The sequence below is a fragment of the Lapillicoccus sp. genome (genome assembly GCF_025353065.1).
Lineage (GTDB): Bacteria > Actinomycetota > Actinomycetes > Actinomycetales > Dermatophilaceae > Lapillicoccus.
Genome location: NZ_JANXRJ010000155.1, coordinates 1 through 17,440, shown reverse-complemented (window position 1 = coordinate 17,440; position 17,440 = coordinate 1). Strand labels below are relative to the sequence as shown.

19 protein-coding genes, 3 tRNA genes and 1 pseudogene are annotated in these 17,440 nt (G+C 72.1%); 17 read left to right on the top strand and 6 right to left on the bottom strand.

The features are described 5' to 3' along the window. Positions 1-26: 26 nt before the first annotated feature. From Q0R63_RS12410 to Q0R63_RS12355, 12 genes are all read left to right on the top strand, one after another. Positions 27-746 carry a (Fe-S)-binding protein gene (locus Q0R63_RS12410; protein ID WP_295697677.1) on the top strand — a complete coding sequence of 240 codons (720 nt, stop codon included), beginning with the start codon at positions 27-29 and terminating at the stop codon, positions 744-746. Continuing rightward, a complete protein-coding gene (locus Q0R63_RS12405; protein ID WP_295697621.1) occupies positions 746-2,266 on the top strand; it encodes a LutB/LldF family L-lactate oxidation iron-sulfur protein in 1,521 nt (506 codons plus the stop codon). The genes Q0R63_RS12410 and Q0R63_RS12405 overlap by 1 nt, the downstream gene beginning before the upstream one ends. After that, positions 2,263-2,898: an LUD domain-containing protein gene (locus Q0R63_RS12400; RefSeq protein WP_295697619.1), complete on the top strand. Its 636-nt coding sequence runs from the start codon at positions 2,263-2,265 to the stop codon at positions 2,896-2,898. Before Q0R63_RS12405 ends, Q0R63_RS12400 begins: the two co-directional genes overlap by 4 nt. A 109-nt stretch (positions 2,899-3,007) precedes the next feature. Further along, positions 3,008-4,366 carry a hypothetical protein gene (locus tag Q0R63_RS12395; RefSeq protein ID WP_295697618.1) on the top strand — a complete coding sequence of 453 codons (1,359 nt, stop codon included), beginning with the start codon at positions 3,008-3,010 and terminating at the stop codon, positions 4,364-4,366. A 63-nt stretch (positions 4,367-4,429) separates the two neighbouring features. After that, entirely contained in the window at positions 4,430-5,689 is a 1,260-nt protein-coding gene (locus Q0R63_RS12390; protein WP_295697616.1) for an AGE family epimerase/isomerase, read from the top strand. A 109-nt stretch (positions 5,690-5,798) separates the two neighbouring features. Continuing rightward, positions 5,799-5,871 (top strand) — tRNA-Thr (locus Q0R63_RS12385). A 51-nt stretch (positions 5,872-5,922) separates the two neighbouring features. Next, positions 5,923-5,996: transfer RNA gene (locus Q0R63_RS12380), tRNA-Met, on the top strand. A gap of 143 nt (positions 5,997-6,139) precedes the next feature. After that, positions 6,140-6,310 (top strand): 50S ribosomal protein L33, encoded by a 171-nt coding sequence (rpmG, locus tag Q0R63_RS12375; protein WP_295697614.1) that lies wholly within the window; start codon positions 6,140-6,142, stop codon positions 6,308-6,310. A 93-nt stretch (positions 6,311-6,403) separates the two neighbouring features. Beyond that, the gene (locus Q0R63_RS12370; protein WP_295697613.1) at positions 6,404-7,711 is read left to right on the top strand and encodes an MFS transporter; all 1,308 of its coding nucleotides are present in this window, start codon (positions 6,404-6,406) and stop codon (positions 7,709-7,711) included. Positions 7,712-7,784: 73 nt separating this feature from the next. Continuing rightward, a complete protein-coding gene (locus Q0R63_RS12365; RefSeq protein ID WP_295697611.1) occupies positions 7,785-8,246 on the top strand; it encodes a MaoC family dehydratase N-terminal domain-containing protein in 462 nt (153 codons plus the stop codon). Next, positions 8,246-8,671, top strand: a complete 426-nt coding sequence (locus Q0R63_RS12360; protein ID WP_295697609.1) for a MaoC family dehydratase — start codon at positions 8,246-8,248, stop codon at positions 8,669-8,671. Before Q0R63_RS12365 ends, Q0R63_RS12360 begins: the two co-directional genes overlap by 1 nt. Positions 8,672-8,681: 10 nt before the next feature. Beyond that, positions 8,682-9,779: a UDP-N-acetylmuramate dehydrogenase gene (locus Q0R63_RS12355; protein WP_295697608.1), complete on the top strand. Its 1,098-nt coding sequence runs from the start codon at positions 8,682-8,684 to the stop codon at positions 9,777-9,779. Positions 9,780-9,884: 105 nt separating this feature from the next. Here Q0R63_RS12355 and Q0R63_RS12350 read toward each other — a convergent pair whose 3' ends face one another. Both Q0R63_RS12350 and Q0R63_RS12345 read right to left on the bottom strand, forming a co-directional pair. Further along, positions 9,885-10,556, bottom strand: coding sequence for a hypothetical protein (locus tag Q0R63_RS12350; protein WP_295697607.1), 672 nt, complete (start codon positions 10,554-10,556; stop codon positions 9,885-9,887). A gap of 61 nt (positions 10,557-10,617) precedes the next feature. Further along, on the bottom strand, positions 10,618-11,700 hold the full coding sequence (locus Q0R63_RS12345) for an adenosine deaminase (protein ID WP_295697606.1): 1,083 nt from the start codon (positions 11,698-11,700) through the stop codon (positions 10,618-10,620). Between the two features lie 72 nt (positions 11,701-11,772). Between Q0R63_RS12345 and Q0R63_RS12340 the strand changes: the two genes are divergently transcribed. Continuing rightward, on the top strand, positions 11,773-12,693 hold the full coding sequence (locus Q0R63_RS12340; protein WP_295697604.1) for an oxygenase MpaB family protein: 921 nt from the start codon (positions 11,773-11,775) through the stop codon (positions 12,691-12,693). A 4-nt stretch (positions 12,694-12,697) separates the two neighbouring features. On the opposite strand, the gene Q0R63_RS12335 is transcribed toward Q0R63_RS12340, so the two are convergent. The 4 genes from Q0R63_RS12335 to Q0R63_RS12320 all read right to left on the bottom strand — a co-directional run bounded on the left by Q0R63_RS12335 (position 12,698) and on the right by Q0R63_RS12320 (position 15,667). Further along, the gene (locus Q0R63_RS12335) at positions 12,698-13,315 is read right to left on the bottom strand and encodes a DUF5709 domain-containing protein (protein WP_295697602.1); all 618 of its coding nucleotides are present in this window, start codon (positions 13,313-13,315) and stop codon (positions 12,698-12,700) included. A gap of 257 nt (positions 13,316-13,572) precedes the next feature. Beyond that, positions 13,573-14,892: an aminotransferase class I/II-fold pyridoxal phosphate-dependent enzyme gene (locus Q0R63_RS12330; RefSeq protein WP_295697600.1), complete on the bottom strand. Its 1,320-nt coding sequence runs from the start codon at positions 14,890-14,892 to the stop codon at positions 13,573-13,575. Positions 14,893-14,978: 86 nt separating this feature from the next. Then, on the bottom strand, positions 14,979-15,392 hold the full coding sequence (locus Q0R63_RS12325; protein WP_295697597.1) for a type II toxin-antitoxin system VapC family toxin: 414 nt from the start codon (positions 15,390-15,392) through the stop codon (positions 14,979-14,981). Beyond that, complete coding sequence (locus tag Q0R63_RS12320) at positions 15,389-15,667, bottom strand: hypothetical protein (RefSeq protein WP_295697595.1); 279 nt, start codon at positions 15,665-15,667, stop codon at positions 15,389-15,391. Before Q0R63_RS12320 ends, Q0R63_RS12325 begins: the two co-directional genes overlap by 4 nt. Before the next feature lie 174 nt (positions 15,668-15,841). Between Q0R63_RS12320 and Q0R63_RS12315 the strand changes: the two genes are divergently transcribed. The 4 genes and pseudogenes from Q0R63_RS12315 to Q0R63_RS12300 form a co-directional block, all read left to right on the top strand. After that, a tRNA-Trp gene (locus Q0R63_RS12315) sits at positions 15,842-15,914 on the top strand. A gap of 52 nt (positions 15,915-15,966) precedes the next feature. Continuing rightward, entirely contained in the window at positions 15,967-16,236 is a 270-nt protein-coding gene (secE, locus tag Q0R63_RS12310; protein WP_295697593.1) for a preprotein translocase subunit SecE, read from the top strand. 108 nt (positions 16,237-16,344) lie between these two features. After that, positions 16,345-17,148 carry a transcription termination/antitermination protein NusG gene (gene nusG / locus Q0R63_RS12305; protein ID WP_295697591.1) on the top strand — a complete coding sequence of 268 codons (804 nt, stop codon included), beginning with the start codon at positions 16,345-16,347 and terminating at the stop codon, positions 17,146-17,148. Positions 17,149-17,253: 105 nt separating this feature from the next. Further along, positions 17,254-17,440 (top strand): annotated as a pseudogene (locus Q0R63_RS12300) (50S ribosomal protein L11); the annotation flags it as partial.

The window sequence follows — 17,440 nt, the reverse complement described above, 5'->3', positions numbered from 1 at the left end:
GGAGGCCGACCGTGCGCGTCGCGCTGATGCTGACCTGCATCAACGACACGCTGTTCCCCGACACGGGCACGGCGGTCGTCCGCCTGCTGCGTCGACTCGGCGTCGACGTCGACTTCCCCGAGGGCCAGACCTGTTGCGCCCAGCCGATGGTCAACACCGGCTACCTCGACGAGGCGGTGCCCGTGGTGAGGCAGTTCGTCGACTCGTTCGACGGCTACGACGCCATCGTCGTGCCGTCGGGGTCGTGCGCCGGCTGCGTGCGGCACCAGCACGGCCTCGTCGCCCGGCGCTCCGGGGACCCGGCGCTGGAGGCGGCCGTGGCGCGCACCGGACCGCGCACCCACGAGCTCACCGAGTTCCTCGTCGACGTGCTCGGCGTGGAGGATGTCGGCGCCTACTTCCCCCACCGTGTGACCTACCACCCGACCTGCCACTCCCTGCGGATGCTCGGGGTGGGCGACCGCCCGACGCGGTTGCTCCGCGCCGTCAAGGGGCTGCGGCTGGTCGAGCTGCCGGCCGCGGAGGAGTGCTGCGGGTTCGGGGGGACCTTCGCCCTGAAGAACGCCGAGACATCGGTGGCGATGGGGTCCGACAAGGTCCGGCACGCCCGCGACACCGGCGCCGAGGTGCTCGTCGCCGGCGACAACTCCTGCCTCCTCCACCTCGGTGGCATCCTGTCGAGAGAGCAGACCGGGATGCGGGTCATGCACCTCGCCGAGATCCTCGCGCAGACGGAGGCCGACTGATGAGCGCCACCTTCGTCGGTATGCCGCCGTTCCCCGAGGCAGCCCACGCGGCCCTCGCCGACACGCAGCTGCGCACCAACCTGCGCCACGCGACCCACACGATCCGTGATAAGCGGGCGAGGGTCGTGGAGGAGGTCGAGGACTGGGAAGCATTGCGGGTCAAGGGCGCTCGCATCAAGGACGACATGCTCGCCCGACTCGACACGCACCTCGTCACGCTCGAGGAGTCCCTCACCGCCCGCGGCGCGACGGTCCACTGGGCGCGGGACGCCGCCGAGGCCTGCGCGATCGTGGCGGAGATCGTGAAGGCCCACCACGTCGACGAGGTCGTCAAGGTCAAGTCGATGGCGACCCAGGAGATCGAGCTCAACGAGGCGCTGGCGGCGCACGGCATCGCCGCGTGGGAGACCGATCTCGCCGAGCTCATCGTCCAGCTCGGCGACGACCTGCCGTCCCACATCCTTGTGCCGGCGATCCACCGCAACCGCGCCGAGATCCGCGAGATCTTCCGGACCCGGATGGCCGCCGCCGGACGCCCCGCCCCGGACGACCTCACCGACGACCCGGCGGCCCTCGCGGGAGCGGCCCGCCTCCACCTGCGCGAGAAGTTCCTGCGCGCCCGGGTCGCGATCTCCGGCGCGAACTTCGCCATCGCCGAGACCGGGACCCTCGTCGTCGTCGAGTCCGAGGGCAACGGCCGGATGTGCCTCACCTTGCCCGAGGTGCTGATCAGCGTCGTCGGCATCGAGAAGGTGCTCCCGCGCTTCGCCGACCTCGACACCTTCCTGCAGCTGCTGCCCCGCTCGAGCACGGGGGAGCGGATGAACCCCTACACCTCGATGTGGTCCGGGGTGACCCCCGGCGACGGACCGCAGGAGGTGCACGTCGTCCTCCTCGACAACGGCCGCACCACCGTCCTCGCCGACGAGGTCGGCCGCCAGGCCCTGCGCTGCATCCGGTGCTCGGCCTGCCTCAACGTCTGTCCCGTCTACGAACGCACGGGCGGCCACGCCTACGGCTCGGTCTATCCCGGGCCCATCGGCGCCATCCTCAACCCCCTGATGCGCGGCGTCGGCCACGACAAGCAGATCGACTCCCTCCCCTATGCCTCCAGCCTCTGTGGTCGCTGCCTCGAGGTCTGCCCGGTGATGATCGACATCCCCGAGATCCTCGTGCACCTGCGGGCCAAGGTCGTCGACGCCCACCGTGACGGCGCTCCCGGTGCGCAGGACCTCGCGATGCGGGCGACCTCCTTCCTGTTCTCCGACCCAAGCCGGATGTCGTTGGCGGTCAAGGCTGCTGGCGTCGCGAACCGGGTCATGACCCCCTTCGGCAAGCGCACCCTCCCCGGCGGTCGACGTGCCCTCGGCCGGCTGCCCGGGCCCGGTGCCGGGTGGAGCGACGCCCGCGACCTGCCGATGCCGCCGCGGACCTCCTTCCGCGCCTGGTGGAAGGCGACCGACGGCGGTCGCAACGAGCCGCCGGTGGTGGGCCCGCGGCATACCGGAGGCGCGGGGTGAGCGCCCGGGACGAGATCCTCGCGCGGGTCCGGTCCGCCCTCGGGCCGCCGGCCACGCGAGCCGGCCACGCGGAGCCGGCCCCGGCCGACCCCGCGCCGGTGCCGCCACCGACGGGGGAGGCGCTCGTGGAGCTCTTCGTCGAGCGGGTCGCCGACTACCGCGCGGAGGTCGTCCGGTGCGCGCCCGACCGGGTCGCCGACGCGGTCCGCGACGGGCTCGGGGCCAGCGCGAGTGTCCTTGTGCCAGAGGGCTTTCCTGCGTCCATGCTGGGTATGCCGGAGGGTTGCCTCAGCGTCTCCGACGAGGCGCTCTCGGCGTCCGACCTCGACCGCATCGACGCCGTCGTGACGACGGCGAGCGTGGGGATCGCGACGACCGGGACCATCGTCCTCGACCACGGAGCCGGCCAGGGCCGTCGCGCCCTCAGCCTGGTCCCCGACCGTCACGTCTGCGTGGTCCGCACGGACCAGGTCGTCGCCGGCGTCACCGCTGCCGTGGCTCTGCTGGGAGTCGCCGACCCCACCCGGCCGCTGACCTGGATCAGCGGGCCCAGCGCCACCAGCGACATCGAGCTCGACCGGGTCGAGGGCGTCCACGGGCCGCGCACCCTCGTCGTCGTGGTGGTGGGGTAGGCCGCGACGGGGAGTCCTCCCCATCGCCCCGGACGCCGACCCGCTCGTACGATGACGAGCAACGGACCGGGCACCGATCGTGCTGCCTCTCCACACGACAAGGACCGCGATGGCCATCTTCAGCAAGGGCGCCGACCCGGAGGCGCTCGACGCCAGCGCCTCCCGGCTGGACGGTCATGCGGCCGAGCTGGCCCAGATCGACGACAACGTCCGGACGTCCCTGGTGATCCTCACGGCCGGCTGGGTCGGCGGCGACGCCGATGCTGCGGCCGTCGCGGGACGCTGCCTGGAGCGCGCCGTGGCCGCGGCCGCCGCGCGACTGCGGAGCACCTCGGAGATCCTGCGACAGCAGGCCCGGCAGCAGCGCACGGCCAGTGCCGGTGGGCCGGCGACGTCCGCACCGCCGGTCCGCACCCGACCGGTCGTCGCGACCTCCGCGCCGCTGAGTCCTCCCTCGCGAAACCCTCCCCCGCTCAACCTCGTCGGGGGACCGATGCTGCCCGACGGCGGCCCCTCACCGCAGCCGCCCAGCCCGGTGGCCGGGCTCACGGCTGCCCAGGTGGCGGCCTTCACGGCCGCGGTCGGCCACCCGCCGGTCACGGCGAACGACGCGACGACCGCGGCGATGCTCGATCCCACGACCCAGCAGGCCAAGTACCAGGGGATGAGCTCGGTGATCAAGACCTTCCCCATCACGCCGCGGCCCGGGGTCGGCGTCGTGCGGGTCAACCTGTTCATCCCCGGCGAGTCGGTCTTCAACCTCGACAGCATGAACCTCGGGGACAACCGCGACTTCGACCCCCACGCCGCGCCCGACGCGAGTCGGGTCACGCTCTACGTCGACTGCGACAACGGCATCGTCGTCGCCCGGCAGAACCCCTCGGACTCCACCGACCTCATGACTCAGGCGCTCGGTCCCACGGACGTCGCCGTCGGGACACCCTCTGTCGGTGTCTACCAGGCCGACGACGGCAGGATCGCGATCGGTTACGAAGCCACCGACCCGTTCGCCCTGGCCGGGACCGGCGACCTCGGCTGGTCGGTGAACGGTGACATGATCATCGACCCCGGCACGAACGGCGCTCCCATGAGCGTCAGCGGGACCCGGGGGGACTTCCCCTCGCTCGAGGTCTACTCCACCACCACCACCGGGGACACCTCGACGCTCTACCAGTACCGCGCCACGGGAAGCGCTTTCGGGCCGATGACCGCGTTGCCCTTCCACGGTTCCTACGGCTCACCCCGCCCCGACGCGCCATGGCCCACGACCCCGCCCACGGTCGTCACGGGGGTCGTCCCCACACCGACCCCGACGGCCACCCCAACGCCAACGGCCGTCCCCACGAGCCCGCCGAGCGCCCCGAGCCCTCCGACCACGCCGAGCGCTGCACCGACCCCGACCATGCCCCTGGGACCGACGCCCTGGCCGGGGGACGGCTTCCACCCGGTCGGACCCGGAGCGCGGTGAGCGGGGCGGCGGACGGAGCGCGGCGAGCGGGCCGCCCGTCCGGCCGGACAGTAGGTTGATCCCATGCCCGATGCTGCCGCCAGAGCCCTCAGCGACGAGGAACGCGCCTGGCTCGAGTCCCAGACCAGCTCGCTGCTCGACTTCACCAAGCACGCGGTCCACCCCGACGGCGGCTTCGCGTGGCTGGACGACGACGGGGTGCCACAGCTGGGGCGCCCGGTCGAGCTCTGGGTGACCTGCCGGATGACCCACGTCCTGGCCCTGGCCGCCCTGCGCGGCGACAGCGCCTCGCTCGCGCTCGTCGACCACGGCGTCGCGGCGCTGACCGGCCGGCTCCACGACGACGAGCACGGCGGGTGGTATGCCGCGGTCGAGACGGCGCCGGACGGCACCTCACGGCCCGCGGACGACTCGAAGCAGGCCTACGCCCACGCCTTCGTGGTGCTCGCCGCAGCGAGTGCCACCGCGGCCGGTCACCCCGGCGCCCGGGCGCTGCTCGACGACGCGTTGGCCGTCTTCGCCGACCGGTTCTGGCTCGAGGAGGACGGCCTGGCGGCCGACACCTGGGACCGCGCCTTCGCCACCCGCGACCCCTACCGGGGGGTCAACGCCAACCTGCACACCGTCGAGGCGCTGCTCGCCGCGCACGACGTCACCGGCGACGCGGTGCTGCTCGATCGGGCCACGAGCATCGTCACCCGCGTCGTCCACGAGTTCGCCCGCGGCAACGGCTACCGCCTGCCCGAGCACTACGACACGCAGTGGCAGGCGCTGCTGGACTACAACCGCGACCACCCGGCCGACAAGTTCCGCCCCTACGGCGTGACCATCGGCCACCTGCTGGAGTGGGCCCGGCTCGCCCTGCACGTTCGGACCGCCCACGGCGACGCAGCGCCCGCCTGGCTGCTCAGCGACGCGGTCGCCCTCTTCGACCGCGCCGTCGCGGACGGCTGGGACGTCGACGGGGCGCCGGGTTTCGTCTACACCGCCGACTTCGACGCGACGCCGGTCGTGCGCACCCGGCTCCACTGGGTCGCGGCGGAGGGGCTGGCCACCGCGTGGACGCTCGCGCTCGTCACGGGTGAGAGCGGTTACCGCACCTGGTTCGACGTCTGGCGGCAGCACGTCGAGGACGTCTTCGTCGACCCCGTCCGCGGCTCCTGGCACCACGAGCTCGACGTCACGAACCACCCGTCCCACCTCGTCTGGGACGGCAAGCCCGACACCTACCACGCCTATCAGGCGGTGCTCCTGCCGAGCCTCGGGGAGACGACCTCGTTCGTCGCCGGAGTCGTCCGTGCTGCGGCGGGCCACGGCGCGTGATCTGGGGCCACGCGCGATGGCGCCGACACGGCATACCGATTAGATCCGGCCGACCGGCTCGTGTAGTCTCTCGGACGCACGACCGGGCGGGTCTGACCCCCCTCCCGGCGCCCCAATAGCTCAGACGGCAGAGCGTTTCCATGGTAAGGAAAAGGTCTAGGGTTCGATTCCCTATTGGGGCTCTGGTCCCGGCTCACCAGCCCCGCAACGGGCGGTGCGCCGTGGTCTTCCAGGGCGGGGTAGCTCAGCTGGTTAGAGCGCACGACTCATAATCGTGAGGTCGCGGGATCGAGCCCCGCTCCCGCTACGACAGGTGCCGATTTCTCGAAGCCACCGCCCCTCGCGTAGGCTGGCGTGTCGCGTCTCGTGGTCCGCTCGCTCGACCATCGCGCCCATGACGTTCCTGAAGCAGCACCCCCCTGATACAGCACATCGAGAGCAGGTTGTCCCGTGGCCAGCAAGAGCGCCGACGTCCGCCCCAAGATCACCATGGCGTGCGTGGACTGCAAGAACCGCAACTACATCACCAAGAAGAACCGCCGCAACAACCCCGACCGGTTGGAGCTGGCGAAGTTCTGCCCCAACTGCGGCAAGCAGACGGAGCACCGCGAGACCCGCTGAGGTCCGCTCGCACCACACCCGACGGCCGTTGCCCCTCACCCGGGGCGGCGGTCGTTGGCATACCCTCCCGGACCGCGTGAAAGAATCCCGCGAGTGAGCGACCCCGCCGACGTCCCCGAGCAGGCGGCCGAGCTCCGGAGCCTGAGCCGGCTGCGTGGCCACCTCGGCCGCCAGACCCTCGACACGCGGCCCCTGCACATCGCCCCGTTCCGCCGGCTGCTCATCGGCCAGGGCACCTCCTACATCGGCTCGATGCTGACCCAGGTCGCCGTCCCGGTGCAGGTCTACGCGCTGACCCGCTCCAGCCTCTACGTCGGCTACGTCGGCCTCGCCGGGCTGCTGCCGATCGTCGTCTTCGGGCTCTACGGCGGGGCCATCGCCGACGCCGTCGACCGCCGTGTGCTCTACCTCTGGTCCTCGCTCGGCGGCTGGGCGGTCACTCTCGCCCTGCTGCTCCAGACGCTGCTCGACGCGCGCAACGTCTGGCTCATCCTCGCCCTGGTGGTCGTCCAGTCGGGCATGTTCGCGGTCGCCTCGTCCGCCCGCGGCGCGATCATCCCGCGCATCGTGCCCGTCGAGCTCGTCCCTTCGGCCAACACCCTCAACTTCACCGTCGGCAACGTCGGTCAGGTGGTCGGCCCCCTCATCGCGGGGGTCCTCGTCTCGCTCGACCACGGGTTCGCCTACGCCTACGCCATCGACGCGATCCTCTTCACCGCCGCGCTCTTCTCGGCCTTCCGGCTCCCGTCCCTGCCGCCCCAGGGAGCTCCTCAGCGCGCCGACATGCGCGCCGTCGCCGAGGGTCTGCGGTTCATCGCCGTGCGTCCCGTGCTGCTGATGAGCTTCGTCGTCGACATCACCGCGATGGTGCTGGCGATGCCCCGCTCGCTGTTCCCGGCGGTGGCCGACGACCGCTTCGGCGGCAACGTCGGCCCCCTGTATGCCGCCATCGCCATCGGTGCGGTGCTGGCCGGCCTCTCCAGCGGCTGGATCGGCCGGGTGCGCCGTCAGGGCCGCGCCCTCGTCTTCGCGATCGCCGGCTGGGGGGCGGCGGTCGCCCTCTCCGGGCTGGCCCACCAGCTGTGGCTCGTCGTCGCGCTGCTGGCCCTCGCCGGGGCGTTCGACCTCGTCAGCGCGGTCTACCGGCAGACCATCCTCCAGACCTACGCGCCCGACGAGATGCGCGGCCGGATGCAGGGTGTTTTTATCGCCGTGGTCGCCGGCGGTCCGCGCCTCGGCGACGTGCGGGCCGGCACGACGGCGGCGCTGACCAATCCCACGGTCTCGTGGGTCGCCGGCGGCGTCGCGTGCATCCTCGTGGTCGTCGTCGCCGGCCTGATCGTGCGGCCGTTCTGGCGCTACGACACCCGGACGGCCCACCCCGCCCCGGCCTCGCCGTGAGGGTGCCCTGATGGCGTGCCCGACAGGGCGTGCCCGACGGGGCGTGTCCTACTGGGGCACTAGGGTGGCGAGCATGCCGGTCAACGCAGATTTCGCCGGGCGCAGCTACCCGCCCACCGCTCCGTATGCCGTGGGATCGGCCAAGATCCGCGAGTTCGCCGAGGCGGTCGGCTCGACCGACCCGGTGCACGTCGACCGCGCCGCGGCGCGGGCCGCAGGCTACCTCGACGTCATCGCCCCGCCGACCTTCGCGGTGCTCATCGCGCAGCAGTGCGACGGCCAGCTCATCACCGACCCGGAGGCCGGCATCGACTTCACGCGGGTCGTCCACGGCGAGCAGAAGTTCGTCCACCACCGGCCCCTGACCGCCGGCGACGAGGTCGTCGGCGTGCTCCACGTCGACCGGGTGCGCCAGGCCGGGGGGAACGCCATGGTCACCACCCGCAGTGAGCTCACCGTGGGCGACGAGCTCGTCTGCACGGCGACCTCGACGCTGGTCATCCGGGGCGCCGAGGACGACGGGGGGGACGCGTGATGGCGGTCCCTGCCCTCGCCTCCGTCGCGGTCGGCGACGAGCTGCCACCGAAGACCATCCACATCGAGCGGGCCACCCTCGTCCAGTACGCCGGGGCATCGCTCGACCGCAACCGGATCCACTGGGACGAGCGCTTCGCCAAGGGGGTCGGCCTGCCCGACGTCATCGCCCACGGGATGTTCACCATGGGGTCGGCGGTCACCGTCGTCACCGAGTGGGTCGGCGACGCCGGACGGGTCACCTCCTACTCGACCCGGTTCACCAAGCCGGTCGTCGTGCCCTACGACGGAGGAGCCGACGTCGTCGTGTCCGGGGTCGTCACCAGGCTCGACCCCGAGTCGCATGCGGCCACCGTCGAGCTCACCGCCCGGTGCGGCGAGGACAAGGTCCTCGGCCGCGCGCTCGCCGTCGTCCGCCTCGACTGACGCGGCCTGCGTGGACGTCCGACACGAGGTGGCGCTGGCCGCCCTGACGACGATGCACGTCGGTGGTCCCGCGGCCCGGCTGGTCACCGTGACGACGACCGACGAGCTCGTCGACGCGATCCGTGAGGTCGACGACGCCGACGAGGCCCTGCTCGTCCTCGGCGGCGGGTCCAACCTCGTCGTCGCGCAGGAGGGCTTCGCGGGGACCGTCGTGCACGTCGCGACCACGGGTGTCGCCGTCGAGTCCGACGACAGCTGCGGCGGGGCCAACCTCCGGGTGGCCGCGGGCGAGCCGTGGGACGAGGTCGTGGCCCGGGCCGTCGCGGAGGGCTGGGCCGGGATCGAGGCGCTCTCCGGCATACCGGGCTCGACCGGGGCGACGCCGATCCAGAACGTCGGCGCCTACGGCCAGGAGGTGTCCCAGACGGTCGCCCAGGTGCGGGTGTGGGACCGGCAGCGCCAGGAGGTCCGGACGGTCTTCGGGCCGGAGTGCGGCTTCGCCTACCGGGACTCGCGCTTCAAGAGCGGCGACGGCAAGGGAGGTCGCTACGTCGTGCTGGACGTGGTCTTCCAGCTGCGGGTCGGCGACCTGAGCGAGCCTCTGGCGTATGCCGACCTGGCCGCTCAGCTCGGCGTCGAGGTCGGGGCGCGCGTCCCCCTCACCGACGCCCGCGAGGCGGTGCTCGCCCAGCGGCGGCGGCGCGGGATGGTGCTCGACGGTCCGGATGCCTCCGCGCCCGACCACGACACGTGGAGCTGCGGGTCGTTCTTCACCAACCCGGTCCTCGACGACGCCGGCTTCATCGACCTCGAGCGGCGGGTCCACGACCGGTTGGGGGCCGACGTGACGGCGCCGTCCTGGACCCAGCCGGACGGGCGCACCAAGACGGTCGCCGCCTGGCTCATCGAGCGCGCCGGCTTCGGCAGGGGCTACGGCCTGCCCGGCCCGGCGGCCCTGTCGACGAAGCACACCCTCGCCGTGACCAACCGCGGCACGGCGAGCACCGACGACGTCCTCGACCTGGCCCGCGAGGTGCGCGACGGCGTCGAGTCGGCCTTCGGGGTCCGGCTGGTGCCCGAGCCGACCCTCGTCGGCGTCACCCTCTGAGCGCGCGCACCGCCCGCCCGCTCCGCCCCCGGATGGGGGTGAGAACGCGTCGCCGACGACGCGTCCGTACCCCAATCCGGCAGGGATGGGGGCCGTTCGGCGGGGTCAGCCGACGACGTCGACGCTGAACACCTGGCTGTCGAAGACCTGCCCGCTGCCGGTGACCTGGGACTTCGGCCGGGTGTAGGTCATCGTCAGCTTCGGCGCGCCCTTGGGGTCGATCCGGAACACGACCCACCCCGTGGCCGTCTTCCCGGTCGCGACCTCGGCGGGCAGGAGGGTGAGCTTCGCGGCCTGGAGCATCGCGTCGTCGATGGTGTCGGGCCGGTTGGGGAGCGGGCTGCCCGTGGCGATGGAGAGGTCCTGGACGCGCAGGGGCGCGGTGTAGGTGGCGCTGGGCGCAAAGGTCATCTCCACGGCGACGAGCTCGAACGTCGCGGAGGTGGCCTGGTAGCCGACGGGCCAGGGCAGGGTCCGCAGGATGCGGGAGACGGTGATCTTGTGGCCGAGTCCGGTGTCGGTGATCGTCTTGCCGACCGTGAGGTAGGCGGTCGGGAACGGCGTCGGCGGCGAGGTCGTCGGGCTCGGTGTGGCGCTGGTCGTCCCGGAGGTGCGGCCCGCCGAGGTGCTCCCGGTCGGCGGACGGCCCGTCGCCGTCGCGGTGGCAGGGGCGACGGTGCCGCCGTCGGTGGCCGTCAGCTGGGGTGCGGCGCAGCCTCCGACGAGCAGGGTGCCGGCAGTCAGCCCGCCCAGCAGGGCCAGCGCAGTTGTCCTCATGTGGGGTGTGTCGTCCTTCGCAGATCCGGGTGTCGCGGCCGCGATGACAGCGGGGCGACCGTCATCCAGAGTGCCGTGCGGAGGTGGCTGCCTCCAAATCCGGCGGCCCCGAGAGCCAGGCGTCGAGGTCGCGGTCGGCTCGGTCGAGCACCTCCGCAGGGGCCGTGCTGCCGTGCAGCGACGAGCGGGCGAGGCCGGCCAGGGCCACGTCGTCGAGACCCAGGTCGTCGCGGGCGATCACGTACTGCGCCACCAGGCGCGATCCGAAGAGCAGCGGGTCGTCGGCGCCGAGCGCGACGGGGACGCCGGCCTCGAGCAGGTCGGCGAGCGGCACGTCCGCGGCGCTCCGGTAGACCCCCAGCGAGACGTTGCTGCCGGGGCACACCTCGAGGACGACGCCCGACTCGGCGACGGCGTCGAGCACGAGCGGGTCCTCGACACAGCGCACCCCGTGGCCGATCCGGTCGGGACGCAGCACCGACAGCGTGTCGATGACGCTGCTCGGGCCGAGCAGCTCGCCGGCGTGCGGCACCAGGGCGATGCCTCCGCGCCGGGCGATGTCGAACGCCGGCGCGAAGTCCGGCAGCCAGCCCCGGCGCTCGTCGTTGCTGAGGCCGAAGCCGATGACCGTGCCGGGCCCCGACCCGGCATACCGGACCGCGAGGCGCGCCAGCGTGCGGGCGTCGAGCGGGTGGCGGATCCGGCTGGCCGCAACGATGACCCCGACCCCGATGCCGAGGTCCGCGGAGACCAGCCGCGCCTCGTCGAGGACGATCTCCAGAGCGGGCGTGATGCCGCCGACGAACGGAGCGTAGGAGCTCGGCTCGACCTGGATCTCGAGCCAGCGCGACCCCTCGGCGTGGTCGTCGACCGCCGCCTCCCGCACGATGCGGCGCATGTCGTCCTCGCCGCGCACGCACGCCCGGGCCAGGTCGTAGAGCCGCTGGAAGCGGAACCAGCCGCGCTCGTCCGTCGCGTGCAGCCGGGGCGGCACCCAGTCCAGCGACGCGCGCAGCGCCTCGGGCAGCCGGACGCCGTGGTGGTCGGCCAGCTCGGCCAGGGTGCTGATCCGCATCGATCCGGTGAAGTGGAGGTGCAGGTGGGCCTTCGGCAGGGTGGCGAGGTCGCGTCCGGGCACCGCCAAGCCACCACTGTGCACGACACCACTGTGGCAGAGCGCGCACACGATCGGGCGAGCGGGCATAGGGTCCGAGGCATGGGTCGCTACGACCTCCGTGACGAGATCGCGCACCTCGACCCGGAGACGGACTACGTGCGCATCAGCACCCTGCTGGCCACCCGCGAGTTCCCTTGGGACATCACGCAAGCGCTGAGCTTCGCCCTCTTCCGCACGTATGCCGTGCCGAGCATCGGACGGCTGCTCTTCGAGACGGGCGAGTTCACCGAGCGCACCCAGAAGCGTTACGACGACACGGTGCTCGTCCTCGACGCCGCCCTCGAGCACGGGCTCGCGAGCCCCGAGGGACGGATGGCGGTCCGCCGGATGAACCAGATGCACCGCGCCCACGGCATCCCCGACGACGACCTGCGTTACGTGCTGGCCACCTTCGTCGTCTCGCCGGTGCGCTGGGTCGACGCCTACGGCTGGCGCCGTTACACCGACGGGGAGCGCGATGCGACGACCGCCTACTACCTCGACCTCGGCCGGCACATGGGGATCACGCAGCTGCCGACGACGTATGCCGGTTTCGAGGCCCTGATGGAGGACTACGAGCGGGAGCACTTCGCCTTCGACGAGGGCGCGCGCGCCGTGGCCGACGCGACCCTCGACCTGCTGGGCACCTTCGCCCCGAACCGGTGGGCGCCGCGGGCGGTGGTGCGGCAGCTGGCGTTCTCGCTGATGGACGACCACCTGCTGGACGCCTTCCACTACCCCCGACCGACCAGGCCGGTGCGGGCGATCTTCCGGTCCGCCCTCACCACCCGGGGCCGGCTCGTCCGGTTGCTGCCACCGCGCACCGAGCCGACCCTCGGGCGGCAGAACCCGACCGTCCGGACCTATCCGGACGGCTACCGGGTCGAGGACCTCGGCACCTTCCCGGGGACGGCGGACTCGCGCTGCCCGGTGCCGCAGTGGCGGCGGGAGACGAGCACCGGCGACCCGGCGCCGGGCTGACCGCTCAGTCGATGAGGTCGGCGAGCTCTTCCGGGTCGTCGTCCGCGTGCATCACGGTGTCGTCGACGTCGGACTCGTCGGACTCGTCGTTGTCGAGGCCCTCGAGCTCGGTGTCGGCCTCGACGTGGACGGCGGCCTCCTCGGCCGAGGCGGCACCACCGGAGAACCCGACGTCGCTGCCGATCATCTCCTTCTCCTCGTCGCTGCGCGCGCCCTCGTCGGGCGCGACGAGCCGGCCGCTCCGGCTGCCCGCGTCGCCGAGGAAGTCGTCCTCGGCGGCGATCGCGTCGGGGTCGTCGCCGCCGACCCGCTCCTCGTCGAGCCGGTCCAGGCCACTCTCGTTGTCGGGCGCGCCATAGGCCGAGTCCGGGTCCGGGATCTCCTGCTTGATGCGCTGCTCGATCGTCTCGTCCTGCGACTGCTCCCAGGCGGTGGTCCCCCAGGCGGTCGACCCCTGCGCCCGCTCGGCGGGGGAGTAGCCCTCGTCCAGGGTGTCCTCGACCCCCCGGTCGACCAGGGTGTCCTCCGCCTGCAGCTGGTCCTCGTCGTCGAGGGAGTAGGACCCCGTGTCGGTGTTGAGATCCTCGCCGCTGTAGCTCTCGTCGATGCCGTTGTCGCTCATGTCCTCACTCTGCCACGCACCGCCATCGGGCCGCGCCAGAGGTGACCTCTCGCCCCCGCGAGCCGCCCGGGCCCGGTCGAGGGGTCAGGACCGGTCGTTCTGGGGGTCCGGGAACGACCGCACGTGACCTCTCGGTCGCGCGGCTCCGTCAATGGGGACGGAGGACCGGCAGGTGCCCGGTATGCCGCGCCAGCCAGACGGCATACCGGACTCGCGCCGGTTGGCAGTCCCCTCCAGGTGCGCGACCTCGGCCAGGGTCAGGCGCCGAGGAGCTTCTCGGCCGCCGCGAGCGCGACGCAGGTGCCGACGCCGGCCATCGCGGTCTCGACCTCGGCGAGGACCGGGAAGGTCGGGGCGAGCCGGATGTTGCGGTCGCGCGGGTCGTGGCCGAGCGGGAAGGACGAGCCGGCGGGAGTCAGGGAGATCCCGGCCTGCTTCGCCAGCGCGACGACCCGGGCGGCGGTGCCGTCCACGACGTCGAGGTTGACGAAGTAGCCGCCCGTCGGCCTGGTCCACTCGGCGATCTCGAGCCCGTCGAGCGCGGTCGTCAGCGCGTCGTCGACGGCGTCGAACTTCGGGGCGATGATCGCGCGGTGCTTGCGCATGTGGTCGCGCACGCCGCCGGCGTCGCGGAAGAACTCGACGTGACGCAGGTGGTTGACCTTGTCCGGCCCGATCGAGCCCATCGCCAGGTGCTCGAGGTACCACGCCTTGTTGGCAGCGGACGCGGCCATGACCGCGACCCCGGCACCGGCGAAGGTGATCTTCGACGTCGAGGCGAACATGATCGGCCGGTCGGGGTGCCCGGAGGCCAGCGCCAGGGTGAGGGCATCGGCGCTCTTGGCCTCATCCTCGGTGAGGTGGTGGAAGGCGTAGGCGTTGTCCCAGAAGATCCGGAAGTCCGGAGCCGCGGTCGGCATCGCCATCAGCGCGGCGGCCACCTCCTGCGAGCAGACCGCCCCGGAGGGGTTGGCGTAGGTCGGCACGACCCACATGCCCTTGACGCTCGGGTCGTCCCTGACCAGCGCCGCCACCGCCTCGGCGTCGGGGCCGTCCGCGTTCGTCGGCACGGTGACCATCTCGATGCCGAAGCTCGCGAGCATCGAGAAGTGCCGGTCGTAGCCCGGCACCGGACAGACGAACTTGACGACCGGCTCGTCGACCCAACGCCGCGGCGAGCCAGGCGCGCCGTGCAGGAGCAGGTCCACGAGCGTGTCGTGCATCATCGTCAGGCTCGAGTTGCCCCCGCAGACCACCTGGTCGACCTCCACCCAGAGCAGCTCGGCGAAGATCTCGCGCAGCTCGGTGAGCCCCTCGAGGTTGCCGTAGTTGCGCACGTCGGCGCCGGACCGGTCCTTCGTGGTCGTCGGCAGGTGCAGGAGCTCGTTGGCCAGGTCGAGCTGGGCGCTCGAGGGCTTCCCGCGGGTGAGGTCGAGCTTCAGCCCGCGGGCCTGCAGCGCGGCATACGCCTCGCGGGTCTCGGCGAGGAAGGTGGCGAGCTCGTCGGGGGTGAGCGAGGCCAACGGTCGGACGGGGGCCGGAGTGGGGGAGGGCGCGGGGGAGGAGATGGTCGTCACGCCCGCCATCCTCCCATCCACCTGCCCGAGCCGGTATGCCGCGCGCGCTCCGCCCGCCCGTCGCCCGTCTGTCGCCCGCCTGGCGCTCAGAGCAGCGCGTCGGCCGGGTCGACGAGCCGCAGGCCGTCCACGGCCGCGAACGCCTGGTCGGTGCTCACGATGTGACCCGCGCCCACCAGCAACGCTGTCGCCGCGTGGACGGCGTCCCTCCCGCGCAGGGGCGTGCTGGCGACGAGGGTGATCGCGGCGTCGAGCACGGCGGTGTCGAGGGGGTGGATGACGCACAGGGCCGCGACATCCCGGGCATCGGTGACCGCGGACGCCCGATCACCTCGGCGCAGCCGGTGGTGGAGCACCTCCTGCACGGCCTCCGCACTCACGTGGAGCTCGACCTCCTGACGCAGGGCCGCCTCGATGATGCGCCGACACGGCTCGCGCAACGGATGACTCGACCCGATGGCATAGAGCAGCGGGGCCGTGTCGAGGACGAGGACCTTCACGTGGCGGCGCGCAGCGGCCGGAGCAGGTCGTCCTCCAGCTCGCCCTTGATGGCGTCCCAGTCCGGCTCGTGCCCGGCTCCGGGGTCGGCGTGCCGCTCGAGCAGCCGGGCCGCCGCCGCCGTCCGCGCGTCCTGCTCCCGCACCGCGAACCGGTCGTCGATGGCCTCCCGGATCACCGCAGCGATGCTGCGTCCGCTGCGCTGCGACTCAGCACGGACGAGGGCGTAGCGCTCCTCGTCGAGCAACAGCTGGAGGCGGCGTTCCAGGAGCGACATGCCCGGCACACTAGCATCCGCTACGACACATGAGCATGTGCAGGAGCGCTTACCTCGCTCGAGTTCGCGCCCGGTCGGGCCGGTCCCGTATGCTGCTGGCGGTGGTTGACGGCTGCCCAGACTCACTGTGCCCGCCGTCAGGCGCCCGCGGTTCCCGCCCAACCGGGTCCGCGAAGGGCACTAGCTCAATTGGTAGAGCACCGGTCTCCAAAACCGGGGGTTGGGGGTTCGAGTCCCTCGTGCCCTGCGTTGTCGCATCGATGGCGGACAATCGTGATTGAAAGCAAAGGAAGAGCTCCGTGACTGAGACCAGTGCAGGTCACCGCGACACCGGTCGAGCCGATCGCAAGCGCGCGCAGCAGGGCAACCCGGTCAGTCGGTTCGTCCAGTCCATCGGTCTGTTCGTCAGTCAGATCATCGACGAGCTGCGCAAGGTGGTCCGCCCCACGGGTCCCGAGCTGATCAACTACACCGGCGTGGTGATCGTGTTCGTCCTCGTCATCATGGCGCTCGTCTCCGGCTTCGACTTCGTGTTCCACCGGATCGTCCTGTTCGCCCTCGCGGGCTAGCCCGACCACGGCGACCGCACGACAGAGCGCACCCCGCCCGGAGGGTGCGGGGGCACGACCCCCACCCTCCGACTTCACCCACGTCAGCACAGGAAGCAGGTCACCCACGTGTCCCAGCAGGACGCCCTCCGGGGCACCGACACCGAGCACGACCTCGAGACCGTCGAGGACGAGGCTCTCGTCGAGTCTGCCGTCGACACCGATGACACGCTCGTCGCCACGGACGCGGACGCCGCCGAGGTCAGCGAGCCCGAAGCCGAGCCCGAAGCCGGGCCCGAGGACATCGAGGACGCCGAGCCGGTCGACCCCGTCGCGGAGTACAAGCTGGGCCTGCGGATGAAGGAGGGTGACTGGTACGTCATCCACTCCTACGCCGGCTACGAGAACCGGGTCAAGACCAACCTCGAGACCCGCATCGTCTCCCTCAACATGGAGGACCACATCTTCGAGATCGAGGTGCCCATGGAAGAGGTCACCGAGATCAAGAACGGCCAGAAGAAGCTCGTGCGCCGGGTCCGGATGCCGGGCTACGTCCTGGTCCGGATGGAGCTGACCGACGAGAGCTGGGGCGCCGTCCGGCACACCCCGGGCGTCACGGGCTTCGTCGGCAACGCCCACCAGCCCGTGCCGCTCAGCCTCGACGAGGTCTTCGTGATGCTCGCCCCCGACCTCGAGACCCCCGAGTCGGCCGCCGCCGCCGCAGCCGGTGGCTCCACGGGCTCCGGCAAGGACGCCACCATCGTCGACTTCGTGGTCGGCGAGTCGGTCACCGTCATGGAGGGGCCCTTCGAGACCCTGCCCGCGACGATCTCCGAGATCAACGCGGTCACCCAGAAGCTCAAGGTGCTCGTCTCCATCTTCGGCCGGGAGACCCCGGTCGAGCTGTCGTTCGGCCAGGTCGCCAAGATCTGACGTCCGACGCACGTCCAACAGGTCCCGGCACCCGCCGGGGCCACACCGCAACCGGGTCATCGCCCACGGCGTCGGCCCACCACCACCCACAGAAGGTCAAGGAACATGCCCCCCAAGAAGAAGAGGGTCTCCGGCTTCATCAAGCTGCAGATCCAGGCCGGCCAGGCCACGCCCGCACCGCCCGTCGGTCCCGCGCTCGGTCAGCACGGCGTCAACATCATGGAGTTCGTCAAGGCGTTCAACGCTCAGACGCAGGGTGATGCCGGCACGGTCATCCCGGTTGTCATCACCG